The organism is Bradyrhizobium sp. LeoB3, from assembly GCF_055456055.1.
In genome coordinates, this window is record NZ_JBVBEF010000011.1 from 22192 (window position 1) to 44761 (window position 22570).

20 protein-coding genes are annotated in these 22570 nt (G+C 63.5%); 4 read left to right on the top strand and 16 right to left on the bottom strand.

The genetic code is table 11. From position 1 onward, the window contains the following. Positions 1–72: 72 nt before the first annotated feature. The 7 genes from ACZXDY_RS10930 to ACZXDY_RS10960 form a co-directional block, all read right to left on the bottom strand. Positions 73–591, bottom strand: coding sequence for a VOC family protein (locus ACZXDY_RS10930; protein WP_130226190.1), 519 nt, complete (start codon positions 589–591; stop codon positions 73–75). 55 nt (positions 592–646) lie between these two features. Then, positions 647–1861, bottom strand: a complete 1215-nt coding sequence (locus ACZXDY_RS10935) for an FAD-dependent oxidoreductase (protein WP_464345477.1) — start codon at positions 1859–1861, stop codon at positions 647–649. Further along, positions 1861–2973, bottom strand: a complete 1113-nt coding sequence (atzD, locus tag ACZXDY_RS10940) for a cyanuric acid amidohydrolase (protein ID WP_464345478.1) — start codon at positions 2971–2973, stop codon at positions 1861–1863. The genes ACZXDY_RS10935 and atzD overlap by 1 nt, the downstream gene beginning before the upstream one ends. Before the next feature lie 2 nt (positions 2974–2975). After that, the gene (locus tag ACZXDY_RS10945) at positions 2976–5318 is read right to left on the bottom strand and encodes a molybdopterin cofactor-binding domain-containing protein (protein ID WP_464345479.1); all 2343 of its coding nucleotides are present in this window, start codon (positions 5316–5318) and stop codon (positions 2976–2978) included. Continuing rightward, positions 5315–5806 (bottom strand): (2Fe-2S)-binding protein, encoded by a 492-nt coding sequence (locus tag ACZXDY_RS10950; RefSeq protein WP_464345480.1) that lies wholly within the window; start codon positions 5804–5806, stop codon positions 5315–5317. Before ACZXDY_RS10950 ends, ACZXDY_RS10945 begins: the two co-directional genes overlap by 4 nt. Further along, positions 5796–6668: an FAD binding domain-containing protein gene (locus tag ACZXDY_RS10955; protein WP_464345481.1), complete on the bottom strand. Its 873-nt coding sequence runs from the start codon at positions 6666–6668 to the stop codon at positions 5796–5798. Before ACZXDY_RS10955 ends, ACZXDY_RS10950 begins: the two co-directional genes overlap by 11 nt. Before the next feature lie 219 nt (positions 6669–6887). After that, positions 6888–8312 carry a M20/M25/M40 family metallo-hydrolase gene (locus tag ACZXDY_RS10960; protein WP_464345482.1) on the bottom strand — a complete coding sequence of 475 codons (1425 nt, stop codon included), beginning with the start codon at positions 8310–8312 and terminating at the stop codon, positions 6888–6890. A 334-nt stretch (positions 8313–8646) separates the two neighbouring features. Between ACZXDY_RS10960 and ACZXDY_RS10965 the strand changes: the two genes are divergently transcribed. The 3 genes from ACZXDY_RS10965 to ACZXDY_RS10975 all read left to right on the top strand — a co-directional run bounded on the left by ACZXDY_RS10965 (position 8647) and on the right by ACZXDY_RS10975 (position 13438). After that, a complete protein-coding gene (locus tag ACZXDY_RS10965; protein WP_464345546.1) occupies positions 8647–10956 on the top strand; it encodes a TonB-dependent siderophore receptor in 2310 nt (769 codons plus the stop codon). Between the two features lie 2 nt (positions 10957–10958). Beyond that, a complete protein-coding gene (locus ACZXDY_RS10970) occupies positions 10959–12050 on the top strand; it encodes a substrate-binding domain-containing protein (protein WP_464345483.1) in 1092 nt (363 codons plus the stop codon). Positions 12051–12268: 218 nt separating this feature from the next. Continuing rightward, positions 12269–13438, top strand: coding sequence for a PepSY-associated TM helix domain-containing protein (locus ACZXDY_RS10975; protein WP_464345547.1), 1170 nt, complete (start codon positions 12269–12271; stop codon positions 13436–13438). A 16-nt stretch (positions 13439–13454) separates the two neighbouring features. On the opposite strand, the gene ACZXDY_RS10980 is transcribed toward ACZXDY_RS10975, so the two are convergent. The 9 genes from ACZXDY_RS10980 to ACZXDY_RS11020 all read right to left on the bottom strand — a co-directional run bounded on the left by ACZXDY_RS10980 (position 13455) and on the right by ACZXDY_RS11020 (position 21503). Further along, positions 13455–13946 carry a RidA family protein gene (locus tag ACZXDY_RS10980; RefSeq protein ID WP_464345484.1) on the bottom strand — a complete coding sequence of 164 codons (492 nt, stop codon included), beginning with the start codon at positions 13944–13946 and terminating at the stop codon, positions 13455–13457. A 23-nt stretch (positions 13947–13969) separates the two neighbouring features. Beyond that, complete coding sequence (locus ACZXDY_RS10985; RefSeq protein WP_464345485.1) at positions 13970–14395, bottom strand: c-type cytochrome; 426 nt, start codon at positions 14393–14395, stop codon at positions 13970–13972. After that, positions 14392–15987 carry a flavin monoamine oxidase family protein gene (locus tag ACZXDY_RS10990; protein WP_464345486.1) on the bottom strand — a complete coding sequence of 532 codons (1596 nt, stop codon included), beginning with the start codon at positions 15985–15987 and terminating at the stop codon, positions 14392–14394. Before ACZXDY_RS10990 ends, ACZXDY_RS10985 begins: the two co-directional genes overlap by 4 nt. Positions 15988–16178: 191 nt before the next feature. After that, positions 16179–16937 carry a 2-amino-5-chloromuconate deaminase CnbZ gene (gene cnbZ / locus ACZXDY_RS10995; RefSeq protein WP_464345487.1) on the bottom strand — a complete coding sequence of 253 codons (759 nt, stop codon included), beginning with the start codon at positions 16935–16937 and terminating at the stop codon, positions 16179–16181. Positions 16938–16982: 45 nt separating this feature from the next. Continuing rightward, positions 16983–17714 (bottom strand): ABC transporter ATP-binding protein, encoded by a 732-nt coding sequence (locus ACZXDY_RS11000; RefSeq protein WP_464345488.1) that lies wholly within the window; start codon positions 17712–17714, stop codon positions 16983–16985. Continuing rightward, positions 17707–18456, bottom strand: a complete 750-nt coding sequence (locus ACZXDY_RS11005) for an ABC transporter ATP-binding protein (protein WP_464345489.1) — start codon at positions 18454–18456, stop codon at positions 17707–17709. Before ACZXDY_RS11005 ends, ACZXDY_RS11000 begins: the two co-directional genes overlap by 8 nt. Continuing rightward, complete coding sequence (locus tag ACZXDY_RS11010) at positions 18449–19384, bottom strand: branched-chain amino acid ABC transporter permease (RefSeq protein WP_464345490.1); 936 nt, start codon at positions 19382–19384, stop codon at positions 18449–18451. Before ACZXDY_RS11010 ends, ACZXDY_RS11005 begins: the two co-directional genes overlap by 8 nt. Further along, the gene (locus tag ACZXDY_RS11015; protein WP_463327819.1) at positions 19381–20247 is read right to left on the bottom strand and encodes a branched-chain amino acid ABC transporter permease; all 867 of its coding nucleotides are present in this window, start codon (positions 20245–20247) and stop codon (positions 19381–19383) included. Before ACZXDY_RS11015 ends, ACZXDY_RS11010 begins: the two co-directional genes overlap by 4 nt. Positions 20248–20282: 35 nt before the next feature. After that, complete coding sequence (locus ACZXDY_RS11020) at positions 20283–21503, bottom strand: amino acid ABC transporter substrate-binding protein (protein ID WP_464345491.1); 1221 nt, start codon at positions 21501–21503, stop codon at positions 20283–20285. 158 nt (positions 21504–21661) lie between these two features. Between ACZXDY_RS11020 and ACZXDY_RS11025 the strand changes: the two genes are divergently transcribed. After that, on the top strand, positions 21662–22564 hold the full coding sequence (locus tag ACZXDY_RS11025; RefSeq protein ID WP_464345492.1) for a LysR family transcriptional regulator: 903 nt from the start codon (positions 21662–21664) through the stop codon (positions 22562–22564). The last annotated feature ends 6 nt before the right edge of the window (positions 22565–22570 follow it).

Sequence of the window (22570 nt, forward strand, 5' to 3'; positions counted from 1 at the left end):
TCGACTGCTCCAAGGACAGATGTCTGTCCTGTCCCGCACAAGCTGGCAGGTGTCAATCGCCGATTCGAAAGATCAGGCGAGCTCGGGATAGGTGGCCTTGTCGAAGAAGCTTGCGCCGGCAACATATTTGCGGCCCGGCGACATATCAGGCTTTTCCTCGCCCTCCCCGCCGCACTCGAAGGTCAGTTCGAGCTGCACGCCGCTGGGGTCATAGACGAACAACTGCCAGAGCGTGGTGCCGGGCACGATGAATTCGCGCCAGTCGAGCCCTGCTGCCTTGAAGCGCGAGACGAATGAGCGATAGCCGGAGCAGGACAGCGAGACATGGTCGATCGCCGCCGTTCCCGCTGGCGCCTTGCCTTCGGGACCGAGCGCGGGACCGCCGGCATAGATGTGCATGATCGCGAGCCCGCCGGGCTGCGGGCAGCCGAGCCAGGCGCCGGGATAGCCGAAGTCAGGCCGCGGGAATTCGCGAAGCCCGATGATCTCGGTGTAGAACTTCCGCGTTGCCGCCAAATTCTCGGTCTTGATGGCGATGTGATAGAGGCCGTGCACCGTTGCGATCGGCAACGTCGGTTCGGTTGCGGTCATGATGTAGATCTCCTCAAATCCTTGGCCGATCATTCCACGGCGTGATGACGTTTCTTCACCTCGCCCCGCTTGCGGGGAGAGGGAGAAGTCCGACGTCGCAATAGAGCGACTTCAACTTGTTCAGGAACGGTGCTTCGTTCTTGTGCAGGGTTCCAGCGACGGGATCGGCGCCTGCCAGCATCGTGTCGGTGGCGGCAAGCGAGAACTCCATCACGAAACGCATGCGGTCCTTGCGCAGCATCTCGAACTCGGTGAGCCAGCCTGCGACATCGCGGCTTCCGGTCTTGTAGCGCTGCGTGATCAGCGCGGCGGCATTGGCGGCGTCCTCCAGCGCCTGGGTCGCGCCCTGCCCCAATGTCGGCACCATGCCGTGGGCGGAATCGCCGAGATAGAGCACGTTGCAATCGGCGGCGCGGTAGAGCACCTCATGCTCCTGCATCCGCGCCCAATGGGTGTCGGCGACATTGTTGCAGACGGTCTCGATCAGCCAGCGCGCCTGGTTGCTCGGCGGCGCGGCGCGCGGCGTGTAGGCGGCGCGCAGAATCTCCGGCGTCTTCTGGCTCTCGGAAATCTGCGCCTCTGTGGCGATCGGGAAAGTGCCGGCGACATAGATGTGGTCCGGCGGCACGCGGAACGACAAGAGACGGTTGGGTCCGTTGAACCATTGTTCGTAATCGTCGATCAGGCCGTGCGACGTATCCGGCACCAGCACGCGGAAGATGGCCACTCCCGTCGGCGTGATACGCGGCTCGCCGGAGATCACGCGGCGTACCTCCGAGTAGCGGCCATCGCCGGCAATCAGGAGATCGATGTTGTCGAGCCGATGCGTCTTGCCGTCCTGCTTCCAACTGACAAAAGTCTTGCGCGGATCGACGCTGTCACGGCCGACCTCGACGATCTCGCAGCCATAGGAAACCGTGTCCCCTGCGGCCTCGCGCAGCACGCGATACAGCTCCGACCAGCGGATGCGCCAGCCCGGTCCGTCCGCCACCTCCCGCAGCGGCAGGTCGAACAGCACAGTGCCGTCGGTGAGCGAAATCCGCCAATTTTTCCAGAGAAAGCCCGCCGCGGTGATGCGCTCAGCCAGCTCCGGATCGGTCAGCTTCATCGCCTTGACGGCGTTCGGCCCGACATTGAGCCCGGTGCCGGCCTCGGAATGATCGTCGCGCGCGACCCGCTCGAGGCACGTCACCTCCACGCCGTCCAACAGCGCGAGCCTGCGCGCCATCACGCATCCCGCGACGCCTGCGCCGATGATGACAATGCGCATCAGGCCAAACCTTCCTCTTGCGAAGCAATGACGGCAATCAGGCCGCCGCCATCAGGGCCCTGATGCTCGGCGCCGCCGGAGACGAAGATCCGGCCATCGCCGATCACGCCGGCAACGAGGCCGGCGACCGCACCGCGGATGTGGCGCTGGGCGTTGATATCGGTGTCGTCGAGCATGGTGTGCCTGTTGCCGCGAATCCTTCCGCCCCGGTCGGGCTCGCATTTGACGAGCACAGTCGCGATCCGCGCCGCATCCGCGGCGGAGACTTGCGGATTGGCGGCAATGCCGAGATCGGCGAGCACATCGACGATAGCGCCGATGTCGAGCGCGTCCGCCATCGGACGGTGCGATATCTGCAGCGGACCCCTCCAGAGCGGGCTGTTGCCGAGCACCACGACCTCATTGCTTTCGACCTCGACGCCGGAGGAAATGCTGGCGCGCGGCGACTGGATCGAGAAGTCGCTGAGCAGCGACGCGTCGGTGAAGGCGGATGGGGCCAGTTCGTCGAGCGCGACGGCGACGCCGAATGCGCCGGCGGCACGGGCAAAAGCCATCGACCTGTTGGGATCGCTGGTGAGCGGGGTCTTGCCGGCTGCGATCGCGGCCGCGGCGCGGGCGACCGTGACGCAGGGGCACTTCACCTGCACGAAGTGGACATCCTGCAATCGCTCGATCCCGGCATTGTCAATCGCGGCGCGCACGGCATCGGCGACGCTGTCGACATGGGCGCGGCGGCCGACATCCTCCGCGGGCACCGGATCGCTGAACGCGGTGCCGATCGCGAGCGACGGTCCGGCCTCTGGCGCCGGTTCGGCCTCGCTGATGCAGAAGACGCTGTAATGCGGGCTCATCACGCCTTCGGTGCCGCCGGAGAGCACGCAGGGGATTTCACGGATCAACTGCTCGGCGGGCCTGTTCAGATATTTCGACAGCAGCGCCATCAAGGTCTGGGTGAAGTAGCCACGGGTGAAATCGTTGACGCCGCCATTGCCCTCGGTCTTGCCGATGATGGCGACGACGTCGGCCGCGCGGACGGTGCCGCCTGCGATCAAGCGATCCAGCTCGGACAGGTCGCCGGGATGCGCCATCGAAAGCCGGAAAACCCGCGCCATCCTCATGGCTCGCTCGCCTTGATCAGCTCAAAAATCCGGCTTGGGCTCAGGGGAATCTCCAGCAGCTCGACGTTCTTTTCCTTGAGCTGCAGCGCATCCTCGATCGCCTGCGCAAACAGCGGGCCGACGGGAATCGCGCCGGCTTCGCCGGCACCTTTGATGCCCATAGGATTAAGCGGCGACGGCGTTACGGTGTGGCCGAGTTCCATGCGCGGCACGTCGAGCGCGGTCGGCAACAGATAGTCGGCGAGCGAGGCGTTGAGTAACTGGCCCTGGTCGTCGAACACCAGCTTTTCGTAGAAGGCGTTGCCGATGCCCTGCGCCACGCCGCCATGGATCTGCCCTTCCAGGATCAGCGGGTTGATCACCGTGCCGCAATCATGGACGACGACGTATTTCAGGATCTTGAGGTCGAACGTATCAGGATCGACCTCGACGATCATGGCATGTACGCCGTTAGCGGTCGCGCCGCTCGGCGGCCCGAAATATTGCGTCGATTCCAATCCTGGCTCGGTGCCGGGCTTCACCGCGCCGCGCATCGGGTTGGCGCGCCGCGCCAGTTCGCCCAGGCTGAGAAACTTTTCGGGAATGCCGACGATCGAGATCTTGCCATCGGCAAGCACCAAATCTTCTTCGGCGCATTCGAAGGCATCACTGGCGAGCTTCAGCGCCTTCTGCCGCACCGCGCGCGAGGCTTCGTTGACGGCATTGCCGGCCACAACGGCGCCGCGGCTCGCGAAGGTGCCGGCGCCCCAATAGAACTGGTCGGTGTCGCCGGTGACGATTTCGACATCGGTGACATCGACGCCGAGCTGGTCGGCGGCGATCTGGGCAAAACTCGTGAAATGCCCCTGCCCCTGCGTGCCGATGCCGGTCGCGACGCTGACCTTGCCGTTGGCCTGTACCTGCACTTTCGCGCCCTCATAGGGCCCGATGCCGGTGCCCTCGACGTAGCAGGCGACGCCGATACCGACGTGACGGCCTTGCGCCCGCAGCTTCTCCTGTTCCTGCTTGAACTCGGCATAGCCGATCGCCTGCAGCGTCTGGTCGAGCACCGGCTCGTAGTTGCCGCTGTCATACTCGAGCTGGGAAAAGTCCTGGTAGATGATCCCGTTCTTGTAAGGGAACGCGTCGGCCGGAATGAGATTGCGCCGTCGGATCTCGGCGGGGTCGATGTTCAGCTCGTGCGCGGCAAGATCGAGCAGCCGCTCCATCACGAACACGCCATGCTGCCGTCCCGCGCCGCGATAGGGCGTCACGATCGGCAGATTGGTGAAGACGGCAGTGAAGGTTGAATCGTAGGATGGCACCACGTACGGCCCGAGCAAGGTGCACTGGCTGTTGATCGGCACCGTCAGCCCGTAGGGGTCATAGGCGCCGCCGTCGTGCAGGAACACGTCCTTGACGCCGAGGATGCGGCCATCGCGCGTTACCGCGATCTCCGCATCATGGATCTGGCCGCGCTCATGCGTGGTGGCAAAGAAATGCTCTAGCCGATCCTCGATCCATTTCACCGGGCGGTTGAGCCGCATCGAGATCCAGGGCAGCGCGACCTCTTCCGGATAGAACATCATGATCTTCGGCCCGAAGCCGCCGCCGACGAAGGGTGCGATCACCCGCACCTGCCGCTCGCCGAGGCCGAGCACGGCGGCGAGGCCGTTGCGGACGAACACCGGCGCCTGGGTCGTGTCCCAGATCGTCATATGCTGGCTGCGCGCCTCCCAATGCGCAACGACGCCGCGCGTTTCGATGGTCGAGGCGATGCCGTGCTCGTAGGCGAAGCGGCGCTTGATCACCAGATGCGCTTTCGCAGCCGCGGCGCGATAGTCTCCCTTGCTCTGATGCACATGCGCGGAGACGTTCGAGCCGAGGTCGTCATGCACCAGGGCTGAACCGGGGCGTAGCGCGGCTTCAAGATCGATGACGGCCGGCAGCGGCTCGAGATCGACGTCGATATCGTCGAGCGCATCCTCGGCGATGTAGCGGCTTTCGGCCACGACGACGGCCAAGGGCTCGCCGACATGCCGGACCTTGTCCTTCGCGAGCGGCACTTGCGTGCGCAGGTTGAAGATACTTCGCGGGATCGGCGGCGGCGGCACCAGGAGCGGACCGGGCTGCCAATAGGCGCCGTAATCATCGGCGGTGTAGACCGCCACGACGCCCGGGCGCTGCAGCGCGCGGGAAACATCGATGCGCTTGATGCGCGCGTGCGCGGCGTGGCTGCGCAGGAAAGCCGCGTGCAGCATGCCCGGCAGCTCGACGTCGTCGATGAACAGCGCCTGTCCGGTGAGGAGCTTGCGATCCTCATTGCGCTTGACGGGGGCGCCGAAGAACCGTGTGGTCATGGTGCGGCCGCCCGCATCGCCTGCGCCGCGGCCATAACGGCGTCAACGATGTGCTGATAACCGGTGCAGCGGCAGAGATTGCCGGACAGCGCCTCGCGCACCTCTTCTTCCGAAGGCGACGGGTTCTGCTTCAGGAACGCCGTCATCGTCATCAGGATGCCCGGCGTGCAATAACCGCATTGCAGGCCGTGATGCTCATGCATCGCCCTCTGCACCGGACTCAGCTCGCCGCTATCGGAGGCGAGACCTTCGATCGTGGAGAGTTCATGCCCATTGGCCTGCACTGCAAGCATCAGGCAGGAGCGGATCGGCGCGCCATCGAGCAGGACCGTGCAGGCGCCGCAGACGCCATGCTCGCAGCCGACATGGGTGCCCGCCAGCAACAGATCGTGGCGGAGGAAATCGCTCAGCAGCGTCCGCGACTCGACGCTGCGTCGATAAGCCGTCCCGTTGACGGAGACGCTGATCTCGTGACGATCAGGCTGCATGGGCCGCCCGCTGATAGGCCGTGCGGATCGCGCGCTGCGCCAGCACGCCGGCGAGATGCCGCTGATAATCGGCGCTGGCGTGGACATTGCCGGCGGGCTCGATCGCGGCCTGAACGGCGGCAGCGGCAGCCTTGATCGGCCCATCGGCGCAAGCCTGACCGACCAGAGGCGCGGCAGCCTCGCTGGCATCGACCGGCGTCTCGCCGACGCCGCACAGCGCGAGCCGGAGCTTGCTGCAGCGGCCTTCCATATCCAGTGTCACGATGACGGCCACGCCGGCGATGGCAAAATCGCCTCGGCGCCGCGCCACTTCCATGAAGCACACGCCGCTGCGCGGCGGCAATGCCGGAAACTCGACATCGACCAGCATCTCGTCGGCGGCAAGGTCCGTGGTGAGCGATCCTTGAAAGAACTCCGAGGCTGCAAGCACCCGCTCGCCGCGGGCCGATTTCAGTCGCATCCGCGCCTCCATCGCCACCGCAATCGCGGGAAGCTCGGACGCCGGATCGGCATGCGAGAGATTGCCCCCGATCGTGCCGCGGTTGCGGATCTGCGGATGCGCAATATGCGGCAGCGCATCGGCGAACAGCGCACAGCAGCCGAGGAACTCGCTATCCCGTTCGAGCGCGCAATAGCGCGTCAGCGCGCCGACACGAATAGTTGCGCCGTGATCGATGGCGGCCAGCTCATCCAGACCGTTGATATCGATCACGACCGCCGGCCGCGCCAAACGGAAGTTCATCGCAGGGATCAGGCTCTGGCCGCCGGCCAGGAATCTCGCCTCATCGCCATGTTCGGCCTTGAGCGAGAGCGCGTGATCCAGCGATGAAGCGGCGATGTATTTGAAGGGAGCAGGCTTCATAAAGGCTCGTTCGACGAACACATCCGCATCGGCTCGAAACAGGAGATAGAACTATCTGCAGTCTAACAATGCCAGTCAAAAGTCGGCGAGCCCGAAGGCAGCCAGAACTGCATGAAATGCAGCTAATCCCTGCTCATTCTTCTCACCGCATGCATAAACATTGGGCGACGCAGAAAGATGGTGGGCACGGCGCTGCGCGCCCTTGCCCACCCAACGGTTTCACGTCCCGCCGGCGAGCGTCTTCACCAGGCGATAGAGATAGTCCTCGCCTTCGTAGAATGATTTCACGAGAATCCGTTCATCCTTGCCGTGGGCGCGGATGTCGCTGATATCGGCGGCAAGGCCGGAATGGCCGTAGGTCGGGATTCCCGCGTTGCGCAGATAGCTGCCGTCGGTGGCGCCGGTGCTCATGGTCGGGATCACCGCCGCCGTCGGCCAGAATTCGTGCGACAGTTTATCGATTGCGCCCATGATCTCCTCGTGCAGGGCCGACGGCGCGCTCAACACGGGCTGGCCCATTTGAGTGACCTGGATTTGATCGTCCGCAAGCACGCGCTCCAGCGTCGCCTTGACACCGTCGACCGGCTCGCCCGGCATGATGCGGCAGTTCACCTTGGCGGTCGCAAGCTGCGGCAACGCGTTCACGGCATGTCCTCCCTCGAGCATCGTTGCGACGCAGGTGGTGCGGAGCTGGGCGTTATAGGCAGGATTGGCCGCAAGCCGGACAAACGACATCGCAGCGGGGTCGGGCTTGTCCGACAGCACGGCGCGGATGTCGGACGCCGTCTGCTCGCTCTCGAACTGTGCCGTGCGCTCGAAATAGGCCCGGGTGGTCTCGTTCAAGTTGATCGGGAAACTGAACTTCGAGAGGCGAACCAGTCCCTCGGCGAGGCGATAGATCGCGTTGTCCTTGACCGGTACCGAGCTGTGGCCGCCTTTGTTCTTGACTTCGAGCAGGTAGCTCAACGAGACCTTTTCGGAGGTCTGCACGCTGTTCCGGATCGGCTTGCCGTCCTTCAGGCCGACACCGCCGCCTTCGTTGAGCGCGAATTCGGCATCGATCAGGTCGCGGTGATTCTTCAAGAGCCATTGGATGCCGAGGCCGTTGGCGTCCAGGATTTCTTCATCCGTCTCCAGCGCCAGGATGATATCGCGGTCTGGCTTGTAGCCCTCTTTCTTGTATTTGATGAGGTTGGTGACGAAGGCCGCGGCCATGTATTTGTCGTCGCCGCTGCCGCGGGCATAGAAATAGCCGTCCTGCTCGGTCAGCTTGAACGGATCGACCGACCAGTCCTCGCGATTGGCCGGGACCACGTCGATGTGAGCGAGCAGGAGGATCGGCTTGCGCGCGCCGCTGCCGCGCAGCCGTGCCACCAGATTCCCCTTGCGCGGTGTCGGCGAGAACACCTGAACATCGCTCTCCAGAAAGCCGGCGGCGCGCAACCGGGCCGCCATCGCCTCCGCCGCCTTGGCGGTGTCGCCGGTCGCGGTGACGGTGTCGATCTCGATCAGCTCCTGATAGACGTCGCGCGCGAACTGCCGCTCGGGACTCAGTCCTTCCGCAGCAACCGCAGCGGCTCCCATCACCACCGTGAGCGCGGTCGACAGCAAGATTGCAAGCCTTGGTCCGACGTTTCCAATCATCTCAGGTCTCCGATGCACTCGCCTCAGTTGAGCGATATTCAGACAGGAACGCTGAGGTTTTGCAAGATGCAAGGCCTGATGGCGGCGAGGCCTATTCGGAGCCAACTGTCAAGCATTCCACTGCTCCTTCGCTACAAATTGAAGAAGCTGCTCGATGCGGCGAGAGGCATTCGCTGTATCGCCTGACGGATCTGCAAATCATTCGAGCGAAGTACGTTCTTAGAGCGATTCAATTCCAGCGCTGTTCTTTCCGTTCGCGACGGCTGCTAAAGGCACCGCGCTAATTTCGTCCTGGAAGTGAATCGAAGTGAAAGTCAGTGCTGTTTGCCGTCTCGTGGGAGACCATCCAAACCGAGCCGGCGTCAGCCGCGCGCATTTTTTCATCGGCACCGTCGCCTTGCTGGCTGGTTGCTCCTCTTCCGTGACGATCGCACGGGCACAATCGAGCGTGACCTTGCCGGCTGTGACAGTGGAGTCGCCAACGCAGAAGCGCAAGCCGGCGCGCCCGGCGGCCCCCTCCGCGCGTCGGACCCAGGCAGCGGCGGCGCCTCAACGTAACCGAAATGTGACGCCTGCGGAGCCTACGCCGTCCGAGCGCGCCGCGGCGGCAGCGGCGGCGCTGTACCAAGCCAAGCTCGGCTATCGCGCCATGCCCAGCTCGACCACGCTGCGCACCGGCGCTTCGCCGCTCGACACCTCGCAAGTCGTCAACGTCGTGCCCGAGCAGGTGCTGAAGGATCAACTGCCGCGCAATATCGACGACGCGCTCGTCAATGTCAGCGGCATCACCCAGACCAATACGCTCGCCGGCACCCAGGATGCCGTCATCAGGCGCGGATTCGGCGATAACCGTGATGGCTCGATCATGCGCAACGGCATGCCGCTGGTCCAGGGCCGCAGCTTCAATTCCGCGGTCGAAAGCGTCGAGGTGCTGAAGGGACCTGCATCGCTGCTGTACGGCATCATGGATCCCGGCGGCATCGTCAACACGATCAGCAAGCGCCCGGACCTCTATCAGCACGGATCGATCACCGTGCTCGGCTCGAGCTACGGCAACAGCAAGAACGGCGCCGATGCGACCTTCGACATCACCAGCCCGATCGGCCAGGGCGGTCTCGCCTATCGCTTCATCGGCTATGGCGTCAACGAGGACTATTGGCGCAATTTCGGGCGTCACCGCGAAACGCTGCTTGCGCCGTCACTGGCGTGGTACGGCGACACGACGACGGTGCAGCTCAACTACGAGCATCGCGATTTTATCTACCCGTTCGATCGCGGCACGGCATTCGATCCCATCACCAAGGCGCCGCTGGCGATTCCCGCGACCCGCCGGCTCGACGAGCCCTTCAACAACATGTGGGGCACATCCGATTTGGTGCAGGGCTCGGTCGAGCAACGGCTGAACGAGGACTGGAAGCTCTACGCCGGCTACAGCTACAATACCGAGGCATTCAGCGCCAACCAGCTCCGCATCACCGGCGTCAATGCCTTGACCGGCATCGAGACGCGCAGCAATGACGGCACGCAGGGTTCGCTCAGCAATGTGAGCTACGGAACGTCCTACCTGCAGGGCGGCTTCTGGATCGGCGGCATGCGCAACGATGTGCTGTTCGGTGGCGATGGCCAGTATCGCACGATCTACCGCAAGAACCTGATCCGGCAGTCGACACGCTCGTTCAATTTCTATGATCCGGTCTATGGGCTGGTCTTCCCGGGCACGACGGTCTCCGCCAGCGATAGCGACCAGACCGACAAGCTTGGCCAATACTCCCTGTTCTTCCAGGACACGTTGCATGTCACGGATCGGGTCGCGGTGGTCGCCGGCGTACGCTACATGGATTTCGACCAGTTGGCCGGGCGCGGACGCCCATTCAAAGCCAACACCGATCTGTCCGGTGACAAGGTGCTCCCGCTCGGCGGTGCCATCCTCAAGCTCACCGACGAGCTGTCCCTTTACGCGAGCTATACGCAATCGCTGAAGCCGACCTCGACCATCGCGCCGCTCACCGGCGGCGTGGTGATCGGCTCCAATATCGCACCCGAAGAGGGCGTCTCGTGGGAAACCGGCGCCAAGTTCGACATCAACAAGCGGCTCTCGGGAACGGTGGCGTTCTACGATATCGACAAGAAGAACGTGCTGGTATCGCAGCTCAACAGCGCCACGGGAATCGTCGAATTTCGTACCGCCGGAAAGGTCCGCTCACGCGGCATCGAAATCGACGTCACCGGAAGGCTGACCGACAACTGGAGCATGATCGGGAGCTATGGCTACACCGACGCGCGGGTGATAGAAGATCCGACGCTGGCCGGCATGGCGCTGCAGAACGTCGCCCTGAACACGGCCTCGCTTTACCTGGTCTACGATTTCGGCACCGCGTTGCCGGGCCGGCTCCGGCTGGGCGGCGGAGCGCATTATGTCGGCGACCGGCCTGGCGATGCAGCGAACACGTTCGTGCTGCCGTCCTATGTGGTCGCGGACGTGTTTGCGAGCTATGAGACCAAATACGACAACCTGCCGGTGATCTACCAACTGAACGTCAAGAACCTGTTCGACACCGTTTACTATCCCTCCGCCGTGAGCAATTTGGCCGTCGCGATCGGCGACGCACGGCGCGTCTCGCTCTCGGCGACGGTGAGGTTCTAGCCATGAGCATGCCGCGGATAGCCACCGGATTGCTGGTCGCGCTGGCCTCCGCCTTCGTTGCTGGCATGGCGGCAGGCCGCGCCGATGAGATCACGCTTTACTCGACCAGAGAGATAAATCTGATCGAGCCGGTGATATCAGCTTTCACGGAAACCAGCGGCATCAAGGTCAATCCTGTCTTTGTTGAAGATAGCCTGGTCAAGCGCCTGACGTCGGAAGGTGATGCGTCGCCGGCAGACGTACTGATCACGATCGGACTGGACAAGACCACCCAGCTCTCAAACCAGGGGTTGACGCAGGCTTTTGCATCGCCGCCGCTCGAGCGAGCCGCGCCGCCGAACCTGCGTGGCGGGTCCTCGCAATGGATCGGCCTCTCCATCCGGCCACGCGTCGTAATGGTGCGCGGGGACAGCCCGCTCGCCGCAATCGCCTATGAAGACCTCGCCGATCCGAAATGGCGCGGCAAACTGTGCATGCGCTCGCCGCTGCATCAGAACAACATCGCACTGATCGCGGCCTTCCTCGTTCATCACGGAGAAGGACCGACAGAGGCCTGGCTCAAGGGCCTGAAGAATAATTTGGTCCACAAGCCGGCTGGCAAGGACAATGACGTGATCCGAGAGATCGCACAAGGAACGTGCGAGATCGGCATCGCCAATACCGTGGCACTGGCGCAATTGCGGGACGGGCGGGAAGGCAACGACTGGCGCGGATGGGCCCGAACCGTCAAGGCCCGTCCCGACGATGTTCAAGGGCGGCGACAGCCATGTCAATCTGACGGGCGCAGCCATTGCGAAGCATGCGCCCCACATGGCCGCCGCGCTGAAATTCATCGAGTTCCTTGTGACGCCGGCGGCACAGCGAATCTATGCGGCGGCCGAACTGGAATATCCCGTGCTCGCCTCGGCGGACCGCGATCCGATCCTCGAGGAAATCGGATCGTTCAGCCCCGATGCGGTGCCGATCGATCGCATTGCTGCGCATCAGCAGGCTGCGGTTGCTCTGGTCAAGAAAGTCGACTTCGACGAGTGAGCGCCCTGGCCGAAAACGCCGCGACCGGAGGATCGGAAGGTGAAAACAAAATTGTCATATAGCGCGCGAACACGACATTATTCTTCGCGGCAAACATTGTCGTGCGTGCTCAATCGCGCGTCGGCACACAACATAGAACTATTACAAACTGTGTAAGCCTTGCTTGGGTGGCGGGATGAATATCTTTTCGGTATCGTTCCGATAACGCTGTTGAGTGGGCGGTGATCACCAGGCCTTCGCCGATTTCGACGCTGATCCCGCCACCAGTTCCTTCCAATTTATGAGCAAGTACTCGATCAAGACCGCCCTGTTGCAGGTCCACTCCGTCATTGGCCTTGCGCTTTCGCTGGTGCTGACCATGGTCGGGATGTCAGGCGCGATCATGAGTTTCGAGGATGAAATCCAGGCCAGCCTGAATACGGCGATCACGCGGGTCGAGGCTCGCGCGGTTCCGACGCTGACGCCGGACCAATTGATCGCGCGACTGCAGGCCAATCCCGACTCTGGCAAAGTTGCGTCCGTGACGATGGCCAGTGACCCGTCCGCGGCGGTGCGGATCCGGTTTGCCCGCAGCGCGGATGGCTCGCGGCCTTCCTCGATCTATGTCGATCCCTATGATGGGCGTGTGCTCGGCTCGCCGCGGGGCGAGGAGTTTTTCGTCACCGTCCGCAGGCTGCATCGCTGGCTGCTGTTGCCCGGCGATGCCAAGGGCTATGGCCGGCCGATCACGGGCGTGGCTGCCATCGGCCTGATCGCGATGCTGATCTCCGGAATCGTGCTGCGATGGCCCCATCGCGCCCGCAGCGTGAAGATGTGGCTGAAGCCGAACCTGGCGTTGCGCGGTCGCGGCTTCCACAGGTCGCTCCATGCCGTCGTTGGAACCTGGGTGCTGCCGATCTACCTCGTGATGGTGCTCACCGGCCTGTGGTATTCGTTCGACTGGTACAAGAGCGGCGCCACCTGGCTGCTGTCGCGTCCTTCGACTGCCGCCGCACCGATGAAGCCCAAGCCGGCGCGAGACGTCAGCGCAGCCGAGACCAAGCCGCTTGCGCTCGATCGCGTATGGTCGACATTCCTGCACGAACAAGGCAGCCGCTTCGCGACGGCGCTACTCGCGCCGCCTGATGCAGGCACTGTCGTGCGGGTGCGGTCCTGGGCGCGCGATGCGTCGCATCCAGGCGCGCGCGACGAATTCCGCATCGACGCCATCACTGGCCGGCTAGTGTCATCGGAGATTTACGCGGACAAGCCCGTCGGCGAGCGGATGCTTTCGAGCGTCTTGGATATTCATCGCGGCAGCATCTTTGGCTGGCCGGGCAAGCTGCTATTCATGCTCGCCGCCGCGCTGATGCCACTGTTCGTGGTCACCGGCCTTTTGCTGTATCTTTCGCGGCGAAGGCACCGGCGTCTCTCGCGGCCGCCGCTCGGGAGCCTTGTTCCGGGCGAGTGAATCGCCCAGCCGTGAATTACTTAGTGTCCTTCGCCGCAACCACCTCGATCTCGACCAGGAAGCCAGGATTGGCAAGCGAGGCGACGCCGACCACTGAGCGCGCCGGCAGGTTCGGCTGGCTGCCGCCGAAGAACTGGGTATAGCCTTCCATGAAGGCCTTGAAGTCCATCGGCGCGTTCGGGCTGTGCACCAGGAACACCTGCATCTTGATGACGTCGCCCATGCCGAGGCCGAGCCCGTCAAGGATGCCCTTGATCCGGTTGAGCACGCCGACGGTCTGGGTCTTGGTGTCGCCATAGGCGTCCCGGCTCGAAGGATCGGCGTCCTTGTCGATCACCGGCGGCACCTGGCCGCTGACATAGTAGATCGTGGCGTTGCCGGTGACCTGCACAGATTGCGCAATCGGAAATGTCGAATTCGGAATTGGATGTCTGAGGATCTCGGCCTGCGCGGGCGCGGAAGCCATCGCCGCGAGCAGGACAATCGGCAGCATCGTGCGAAATTTCATCTGATCCCCCGTTTAACAGTGCTTCACCGGCGCGCTTCCGCGGCTTCCCTGGCCGTCACCGCGTCCGTGTAGCTGTTGCCGAAATGCGTCCTGAGATAATTCACAACCGCGGCGACTTGACCATCGGTCATCATGTCGCCGAAGGCCGGCATGCCGCGCCGGCCGTTGACGACGAGATGGACGGCATAGCTGGAGGTCGCAAGATTCCGGTTGGCGATAAGCGAGGGATAGGCCCCGGCGCCGGCGGCGCCCGAGGCATCGGGCATGTGGCAGCCCTGGCAGACATTGGCAAACAGTTCCTCTCCGGCCATTTCGACGAAGCGGTAACCCGAGCTGAAGGTCGGGCGCGTGGCGGGGTTGTCCTGCGCGAAGTCCGCGGCCGCAGGGAGGAACGCGAGCAGTACGGCGCCAGCGCCTGACGCAACGAAATGGGCTTTCGTCGGCCTCATGTTTTCACCACCCGCTCGTGCAATCGCGCGATGGCGTCGAGCGAAGACAGGATCGCCCCTTCCTGCCAGGCCGGCAGATCGGATGCATGCTCGCCGGCCAGCACGATCCGGCCGTCGATCTGGCACAGGTTCTTGTAGTGCTTCATCCTGCCCTCGTCGGTCCATTCGCCGCTGCAGCCGAGAGTGAAGGGCACGCGGTGCCAGGCGACCGCAACGCCGTTCTCGAACTCCTGTTTGTATTGCGGATGGATCACGGAACCGAACTCGACGGCGCTTGCGATCCGTTCTGCCGGCGTCATCGCGGTGAACTCATAGGCATTCGCACCCTCGAACAGATAGGCGCCGAGAAGCACGCCGCGTCCGGCGCGATTGAAGCCTTCATTGGGATAGGCGATCTGCCGGATCGGCAGGTCGGTATAGGTGATGCCGCCATAGATCGCCTCGTCTTCCTCCCAGAAGCGGCGCTTGAACTGCAGGCCGATCTTGACCGCGCCGGCATAGGAAACGGCGTCGATCGCGGCCTCCATGCGGCTGCCGACGTCGATCGGGATCTGGCTCAGGATCGACAACGGGATCGTGCAGATGCACCAATCGGCTTTTGCGTGCAGCACCGTCGACGGATTTGTCGTGTCGACATAGCTCACCGTGACGCCGCGGTCGTTCTGCTGGATCTGCGTCACCTTGGCGTTATAGCGGATGAGGTCGCCGACCTCTTTTGCAAAGGCCTTGCCGATCATGTCCATGCCGCCGACCGGCTGGAACATCGTGGTCTGGAAATTGTAGCGCGCAAAACTCTGCAAGTAGCGCCAGACGCGTGATCGCAAGAGATCCGACAAGGTGACGGGATCGCTCGGCAGCGGCGCGGAGCTCAAGCCCCCGCCGGGCTCGCGCGCATAGCCGCGGAACTCGGCCGAGAGGAGATTGGCATTGTACCGGTAGTCGGAATCGAGTGCGCCCCAGGAGCGCAGCGCCTGCAGCAGGATCTCCTGATCTTCCTTGGACACCGCTTCGTCGAGCTTGCCCTGCTGGGTCACTTTCGCGAGCAGTTCGGAAACCTGGCCCTGGAAATCCGCCTTGATCGCGCGGATTTTTTGCGGCTCGCCGCCGAACGCTCGCGAGGCGTGGAGATAAGCGTTGTGGTTCAACTGAATGAAGGGTTCGAGCGCAACCCCGAGCCGCCTGCAATAATCGAGCAATGCACGATGGTGGTAGGGAATCCGCCACGGGCCCGGGTTGATGTAGAGACCGTGATCGAATTCGCAGGTCTGCTTGTAGCCGCCGAGTTCGACGAACGTGTCGCCGCCGCGCAACGTCCAGTTGCGGCCGCCTGCCCTGTTGTTGAATTCGAGGATCTGGACCTTGTAGCCCGCCTTGCGCAACTCCAGCGCCGCGCTCATGCCGGCAAGTCCCGCGCCGAGGATCAGGACGGATGCGCCCTTCGGGTCGCCTTCGAGCCTCACCGGCCCCTTGTAAGTCGAGTCGGAGGCAAAGCCAAGGCTGGTCATCGCGTGATACATCGCCGCGCTGCCGGCCATCGCGCCGATCAACGAGAAAAGATCACGCCGCCTGATGACTGCCGCTTCGCTTTGCATTGACGTCCCAGCCGGGCCAGATCGAGAGTAGCAAAGAAACGGTTTGGCTCGTGACCTGTCAAGGAAGCGGCTCGGTTGAACGCGCGCCAACACGCGCTTTTGATGCGAGTTGGCGCGGTGATGCGAGATCGAGAGGTGAGCTGCGCCTCACCTCTCTCCCGTGTCTCCTCGCAAAAGGCGGCGAGAAGGCGTCATCCCACCGCGATCACCTTTTCGATCTGAACGCAGCGGCAATCCATCTCGTAGTCGAGACCGACCACCGGCGGGCGGTTGAAATGCCAGGTCAGGCCGTTCCTGAACACGCCGCGCCGGCCGAGCTCGCTTTCCAGGATCGAATAGACGTCCTGCACGGTGTAAAGCTGCACGCCGGTGGTCTGTTTCCAGGTGCCGCCGAACGCGCTCATGCGGCGTTCCATCTCGTCCAGCACCCATTTCGCCTTGGCAAGCATACCCGCCGGGCTGACGTCGCCGGGGCTGATGATGTGATCGCGATAGTTCGCCTTGCCTTCAACCGACTCGCCGCTGCCGGCGACCACGAAGGACGACGCGGCCTGCGGCGCCGGCACCGTGTAGGAAAAGGCGTGGAAGCAGGGCTCGGACGGCGGATCGATCTTCGGGCAGACATTGCTGCGCGCCACCGGATTGATGCCGTCCTTCATGACGCCCCATTCGATCAGGGTCTTGATGTAGATCTCGTTGAAGGCGCGAAAGCCCTCTTCGGTGAACGGTGCGGGCGACCGCAATTCGCAGGCGCCGAACGCCGTGAGAGGACGGCCGGCATTCTTGAGGATTTCGGCGATCCGCACAAAGCCCGCCTTCAGCGGCACCGGATCGGCAAAACGGACGCGCTCGATGGTGAAACCGGGCAGCGCGCCGATGCCGCAGGAATACTGGCTGACGCCCGGCATGAAGCGGTAACCGCCGCCTTGAACCTCGATGGTTGTAATCATGACACCTCTTTGCAACGTAAAGGGGCTAAAAAAGCCCGGGTTCGGTCATTCGTGGAGAACGCCGAGATAGGCATCGCGGACGATCGGATCGGCGAGCAGTTCGCTTCCCGAACCGCTGCGCACGATACGGCCCATGTCCATGACAAAGGCGCGGTGGCAGAGATCGAGCGCGATGGTGACGTCCTGCTCCACCAGCAGGATCGACGTGCCGCCGGCGTTGAGTTCGCGCAGCGCCGCCACGAGCTGTTCGACCAGCAAGGGCGAAAGCCCGAGCGAAAGCTCGTCGATCATCAAGAGCAGCGGCGCGCTCATCAGGCCGCGGCCGATCGCGCACATCTGCTGCTCGCCGCCGGACAAGGTCGCCGCCGCCTGCCGCCGCCGCTCGCGCAGCTTCGGAAACGTGGCATAGACCTGATCGAGGTCGCGATTGATCTCGGCGCGGCCGGCGTCGCGCAAATAGGCGCCCATCAGCAGGTTCTCCTCGACACTCATCGCGCCGAACAGCCGCCTCCCCTCCGGCACATGCACGATACCGTGGGCGAGGATCTCGGCGGCGGTGTCGCCGGTGAGATCGCGGCCTTCCGAGAAATAGTTGCCCGCCGTGGTCGGGATCAGGCCCGACAATGCCCGCATCAGCGTGGTCTTGCCGGCGCCGTTGGAGCCGATCAACGCGGTGATCTCGCCGCGGCGAAGGTCGAGATCGATGCCCCATAGCACCTGGATTTCGCCATAGCCGGCGCACAGCCCTTTCAGTTCGAGGATCAGGGAGCTAGCCACGGGCGGCATTCCGTTTGGCATATTGCTGGCCGAGATAGGCCTCGACAACAGCGGGATTCTCGATCACCTCGCGCGGCGCGCCATCGGCGATCAGCGCACCGTTGTGCAGCACCGCGATGCGGGTGCAGACATTGAGCACCACCTTCATCAGGTGCTCGATCATCACGATGGTGATGCCGCTGGCGGCAAGCTCATGGATCAGCTTGGTCGCGCGCTCGACCTCGGCGCTGTTGAGACCGGCATTGACCTCGTCGAGGAACAGCAGTTTCGGATTCATCGCGAGCGCTTTCGCAAGCTCCAGCCGCTTGCGCATGGCGAGCGTCAGCGTCGCAGCAGGGTGATTGGCCTGCAACTCGAGGCCGACATAGACCAGATGGGCCATTGCCTGCTCGCGCGCCACCTTCAGGCTTTGACCCGGCTGCGAGAACAGCGCGGCGGCGGCGACATTGTCGAGCGCGGTGAATTCGGCAAATGGCTGCACGATCTGGAAGGTGCGCGACAGGCCGAGCCGCGCCGCCTGATAGGTCTTGATGCGCGTAATGTCATTGCCGTCGAAAGCGATCTTCCCCGAATTGGCCGGCGTGACGCCGCAGATGGTGTTGACCAGCGTGGTCTTGCCGGCGCCGTTTGGTCCGATCAGGCCGAGCACCTCGCCTCCGTTGACGGTGAGCGTGACGTCGCGCAACGCCTGCAGGCCGCTGAACTGCCTTGATACGTTTTCGAGGCGAAGGATCTCAGACATGCTTGATCCGTCGCCAAAGGTTGGATGGCCGCAATGAGATCAGGCCATGCGGCAGGAACAGCAGCAAGAGGACGATGATCAGCCCGAGCACGCCGGTGTGGATCTGGATGTAGTTGCGCCAGACCACCTCCTCTAATCCGAGATAGAGGAATGCGCCGCAGGCAACGCCGAGCGGCGAACCGAGGCCGCCCATCAGCGCCATCACGATCGGTTTCACCGAATAGAGGATGTCGAAGACATCGGACGGATCGATATAGTGCACCCAGGCGGCATAGACGCCGCCGGCGGCGCTGACGAAACAGGCCGACAGGCCGAAGGCGATGCTCTTGTAAAGAGTGGTGTTGAGGCCGACCATGCTGGAGGCGGTCTCGTTCTGGCGGATGCAGGCGAGCCCGAAGCCGAGCTTCGAGCCGGCGACGGCCATCACCATCAGCGCGGTGAGCAGCAGCAGGATCCACATCGCGTAGAAGAAGAACATCGCTTCCGCGAGCACGCCGGAGCCGGACACCAGGGGGATGTTGAGGCCCATGCCGCCGCCGGTGAGATCGGTGGCATTATTGACGAGCTCGCGCAGCACCTCGACCAGCGAGAGGCTTGCGATCGCAAAGTAATGTCCGCGCAGGCGTAGCAGAGCCGCGCCAAGTGCCGCCGTGATCAACAAGGCGGCGACCGCGGAGATGACGACGCCAAGCCAGAGCGGCAATCCCTTGCCCAGCAGCACGCCCGTGGTGTAGGCGCCGAAGCCGAAGAAGGCGGCGGTCGCAAACGAGGGATAGCCGGCAAAGCCGCCGACCACGTTCCAGGACAGCGCGAGGATCGCATACATGCAGGCGATGGTGCCGAGCCGCAGCGCATAGGCGCCGCCAAACAGCGGCAGCGATGCGACAACCGCGAGCAGGACAAGCAGAGCGATATTCGACTTCGTCATTCAAAACCCTTCCGGCCAAGGAGCCCCTGCGGGCGCAGGATCAGGAAGACGATGAGCAGGATGAAGGAGAGCGTAGTCGCGTGAGCCGGGCCGAAGAACGTCGAGCCGATCCCTTCGACCAGCGCCAGCAGCAGCCCGCCCGCGAGCGCGCCCGAGACGCTGCCGAGGCCGCCGAGCACGCAGACCACGAAGGCTTTTCCGAGATAGCCCGACGAGGTCAACGGCGAGATCGGAAAGATCAGCGCCATCAGCACGCCGGCGCAGCCGGCGAGTGCTGCGCCGAGGCCGAACGCAACCGCGTAGATCGACTTGACGTCGACGCCCATCAACACCGCCGCGTCGCGGTCGAGCCGCACCGCGACAATGGCGCGCCCGACGCGCGAGCGTCGCAGCAGGAGATAGAGCAATCCGGTCAGCGCCAGCGCGGAGACCGTCGCGATCAGACGATCGACCGGAACCACCACATCGAAGATCGAGACCGAGCCGAGCGATGGCGTCAGCGTCAGCTTGCGGTAATCAGCCTTGAAGAAATAGATCATCGCGTTGTTCAGGATCAGGTCGAGCCCGAACGTCATCGTCAGCGTCACCAGCACGGGGGCGGTGATCACGCGGTTGAGCAACAGCCGCTGCAGGAGGTAGCCGAGCACGAAGAACAGCGGCGCAGCGACCGCGACCGAGTACCAGGGCGAGATGTGCAGCGCGTTGTAGAGCCCGTAGGCGAGATAAGCGCCGAGCACGATGAAGGAGCCGTGGATCAGGTTGATGACGTTGAGCACGCCCCAGACCAGCGAGAAGCCGATCGCGATGCAGGCATAAAGGCAGCCGAGAACGACGGCGTTCACCAGGATCTGGGCTGCGTGCATGAGGGATGCCTAATCGAGCTAAATGACGGTGGTCATCAGTTGACACCGACCTTGAGATCGCCCTGCTTGATGGCTTCCGGGAACAGCACCACGGGCTTGGCGCCCTGGATCTGGAAGACCGGCGGGTCGAGCGAGTTGATCTGGCCGTTGGCCCCGAACCTCACAGGGCCGAAGAAGGTGACCACGTCGAGCTTGGCGAGTTCATCGCGTACCTTGTCGCGATCGAGCGAGCCTGCCTTTTCGATCGCCATCTGGAACAGCGCGCCGCACAACGCCGCCGACGCCTGGCCATAGTCCGGCTCGCTCTTGTACTTGGCCTTGAACAGCTTCACGAAATTCTCGGTTGAGCCGAAGATGTCCTTGCCCTCATACCGCGCGGCCGGATGCCACCAGGAGGCGCTGGTGATGTTCTCGGCGGTCTTGCCACCGGACTCGATGAATTCCTGGTAGGCGGGACCGGCGATCATGGTGACGACCGGCGCCTTCATCTCCTGGTCGACCATCTGTTTGCGGACCAGGAGCAGGTCGTTGATGTAGCCGGTGACGAAGATCCATTGCGGCGCCAGCGACTTGATCTGCGACAGCGCCGCCGAGTGATCGAGCGTGCCGATCGCATATTTCTCGAAATAGACGAGGTCGAAGCCGTTCGCCTTGGCCGATTTCTCCATTTCCTGCGCGATCGCGAGCGGGAACAAGTCGTTGCGTGCGAGGATGGCGACCTTCTTCACCTCGGGCACCTTGGCCTTGATGATCTGGGTCAGCGGCGTCGTCAGCGTGTCGTTCGGCGTGAAGGTGCCGAACAGATATTTGTAGCCTTGGTCGTAGACCTGGACGGAGGATGCGGTCGCCGCCAGCGTCGGCACCTTGTACTTCTCGGATACGGTGCTGGCGGCCTTGGCCGCGCCGGAGCCGAAGGCGCCGAACATGAAGTTGACATTGCCCTGGGTGATCATCTGCTCGGTCGCCTGCACCGCGCGCGGCGTGTTCGACTGATAGTCGGCGTAGACGATCTCGACCTTGTATTTCTTGCCGCCGACGGAAATGCCGCCGGCCTTGTTCGCCTCCTCGGCCCAGAGGTCATAACCCTGCTGCTGCTTGATCGCTTCTGGCGCGAGCGGGCCGGTGATCGGCAGCGGGGCGCCGAAACGGATGACGTCCTCGGCCGACGCGTTGGACGCCAGCGTGCCGCAGAGAACCGCTGCCACCCATAGCGGGGCTGCAAGACGCGCGTAACGAGCGACCCAAGACTTATTCATAGAACAATTCTCCACCACTACCTGCCGGGATGGAAAATGATGGCAAATCTAGCATTCGAATAAAAGCATTGAAATTAGAGGTCTGAGGTCGAATAATTCGACCCCTGGTCAGTGCCTGCCGCGTTGTTGGGCAGGCCGCAAGGGGAGGATCAATCCACATGATCGAGTCAGCCGCCATCCGATATTTCCGCGAGGTCACGCAATGCGGCTCGATCAAGCAGGCGGCGGCTTCGCTGCGGATCGCGCCGAGCGCGATCAGCCGGCAAATGCAGGCGATCGAGGAGGAGCTTTCGGTGAAGCTGTTCGAGCGCGGCCCACGCGGGATGCAGCTCACCGGCGCCGGTCACCTGCTCTATCGCTACGCGGTCGAGAACCGCAATCAGCTCGACGGCATCCGCGTCAAGGTGCAGGAATTCGACAGCTCACGGCGTGGGCGGGTCAGGATCGCTACCGTCGAGGGCATGCTGATGAGCTTCCTGTCGAATTTCGCCGTCGACCTTGCCGGCCAATATCCGGGCATTTCGATCTCGATGACGATGGTGGGCTCGCGGGACGTGGCCGAGAAGGTCGGCCACAACGATGTCGATCTCGGCTTCGTGTTCGGCCGCGCGCCGCGCAGCGACCTGATCGAGCTCGGGCGGATGCGGCAATCGCTGTGCCTGATCGTCTCGCCGCGCCATCCGCTGGCGAACAAGGCGAGCTGCACGGTGAAGGAACTCGCGGGCCTGCGCGTCGTGGTCCCCGATCCATCCTTCGGCATCCGTCAGGAGGTCGACCGCGCCTGCGCGCAGGCCAAGGTGAGACTCGAGGTCTGCACCGTGACCAACTCGCTCGCCTTCGCACAGAGGCTCGCCGCCCGTACCGATCTCGCCACCTTCCTGCCGCGCGTCGCAGCCGTGCAGGCGCTGGAGGCGGGCCTGCTCGTTGCCGTGCCGCTCCGCGACAAGCGGCTGGAGGCAACGCAAGTCACCATGGTCCGGCTGGCGAGCCGAAACCTGTCGCCGTCCTGCCGGCTGGTGGCCGACCTCCTGATCGGCCGGATGCGGGAAGAGCAGGACTGAATTGTC

What these genes read in the sequence shown, in the direction of transcription:
- ACZXDY_RS10955 (WP_464345481.1), bottom strand. Translation starts at nt 6,668, where the DNA reads ATGAAGCCTGCTCCCTTCAAATACATCGCCGCTTCATCGCTGGATCAC.
- ACZXDY_RS10960 (WP_464345482.1), bottom strand. Translation starts at nt 8,312, where the DNA reads ATGATTGGAAACGTCGGACCAAGGCTTGCAATCTTGCTGTCGACCGCG.
- ACZXDY_RS10930 (WP_130226190.1), bottom strand. Translation starts at nt 591, where the DNA reads ATGACCGCAACCGAACCGACGTTGCCGATCGCAACGGTGCACGGCCTC.
- ACZXDY_RS10945 (WP_464345479.1), bottom strand. Translation starts at nt 5,318, where the DNA reads ATGACCACACGGTTCTTCGGCGCCCCCGTCAAGCGCAATGAGGATCGC.
- ACZXDY_RS11025 (WP_464345492.1), top strand. Translation starts at nt 21,662, where the DNA reads ATGATCGAGTCAGCCGCCATCCGATATTTCCGCGAGGTCACGCAATGC.
- cnbZ (WP_464345487.1), bottom strand. Translation starts at nt 16,937, where the DNA reads ATGATTACAACCATCGAGGTTCAAGGCGGCGGTTACCGCTTCATGCCG.
- ACZXDY_RS10950 (WP_464345480.1), bottom strand. Translation starts at nt 5,806, where the DNA reads ATGCAGCCTGATCGTCACGAGATCAGCGTCTCCGTCAACGGGACGGCT.
- ACZXDY_RS11010 (WP_464345490.1), bottom strand. Translation starts at nt 19,384, where the DNA reads ATGACGAAGTCGAATATCGCTCTGCTTGTCCTGCTCGCGGTTGTCGCA.
- atzD (WP_464345478.1), bottom strand. Translation starts at nt 2,973, where the DNA reads ATGGCGCGGGTTTTCCGGCTTTCGATGGCGCATCCCGGCGACCTGTCC.
- ACZXDY_RS11005 (WP_464345489.1), bottom strand. Translation starts at nt 18,456, where the DNA reads ATGTCTGAGATCCTTCGCCTCGAAAACGTATCAAGGCAGTTCAGCGGC.
- ACZXDY_RS11015 (WP_463327819.1), bottom strand. Translation starts at nt 20,247, where the DNA reads ATGCACGCAGCCCAGATCCTGGTGAACGCCGTCGTTCTCGGCTGCCTT.
- ACZXDY_RS10990 (WP_464345486.1), bottom strand. Translation starts at nt 15,987, where the DNA reads ATGCAAAGCGAAGCGGCAGTCATCAGGCGGCGTGATCTTTTCTCGTTG.
- ACZXDY_RS10980 (WP_464345484.1), bottom strand. Translation starts at nt 13,946, where the DNA reads ATGAAATTTCGCACGATGCTGCCGATTGTCCTGCTCGCGGCGATGGCT.
- ACZXDY_RS11020 (WP_464345491.1), bottom strand. Translation starts at nt 21,503, where the DNA reads ATGAATAAGTCTTGGGTCGCTCGTTACGCGCGTCTTGCAGCCCCGCTA.
- ACZXDY_RS10985 (WP_464345485.1), bottom strand. Translation starts at nt 14,395, where the DNA reads ATGAGGCCGACGAAAGCCCATTTCGTTGCGTCAGGCGCTGGCGCCGTA.
- ACZXDY_RS10935 (WP_464345477.1), bottom strand. Translation starts at nt 1,861, where the DNA reads ATGCGCATTGTCATCATCGGCGCAGGCGTCGCGGGATGCGTGATGGCG.
- ACZXDY_RS10975 (WP_464345547.1), top strand. Translation starts at nt 12,269, where the DNA reads ATGAGCAAGTACTCGATCAAGACCGCCCTGTTGCAGGTCCACTCCGTC.
- ACZXDY_RS10970 (WP_464345483.1), top strand. Translation starts at nt 10,959, where the DNA reads ATGAGCATGCCGCGGATAGCCACCGGATTGCTGGTCGCGCTGGCCTCC.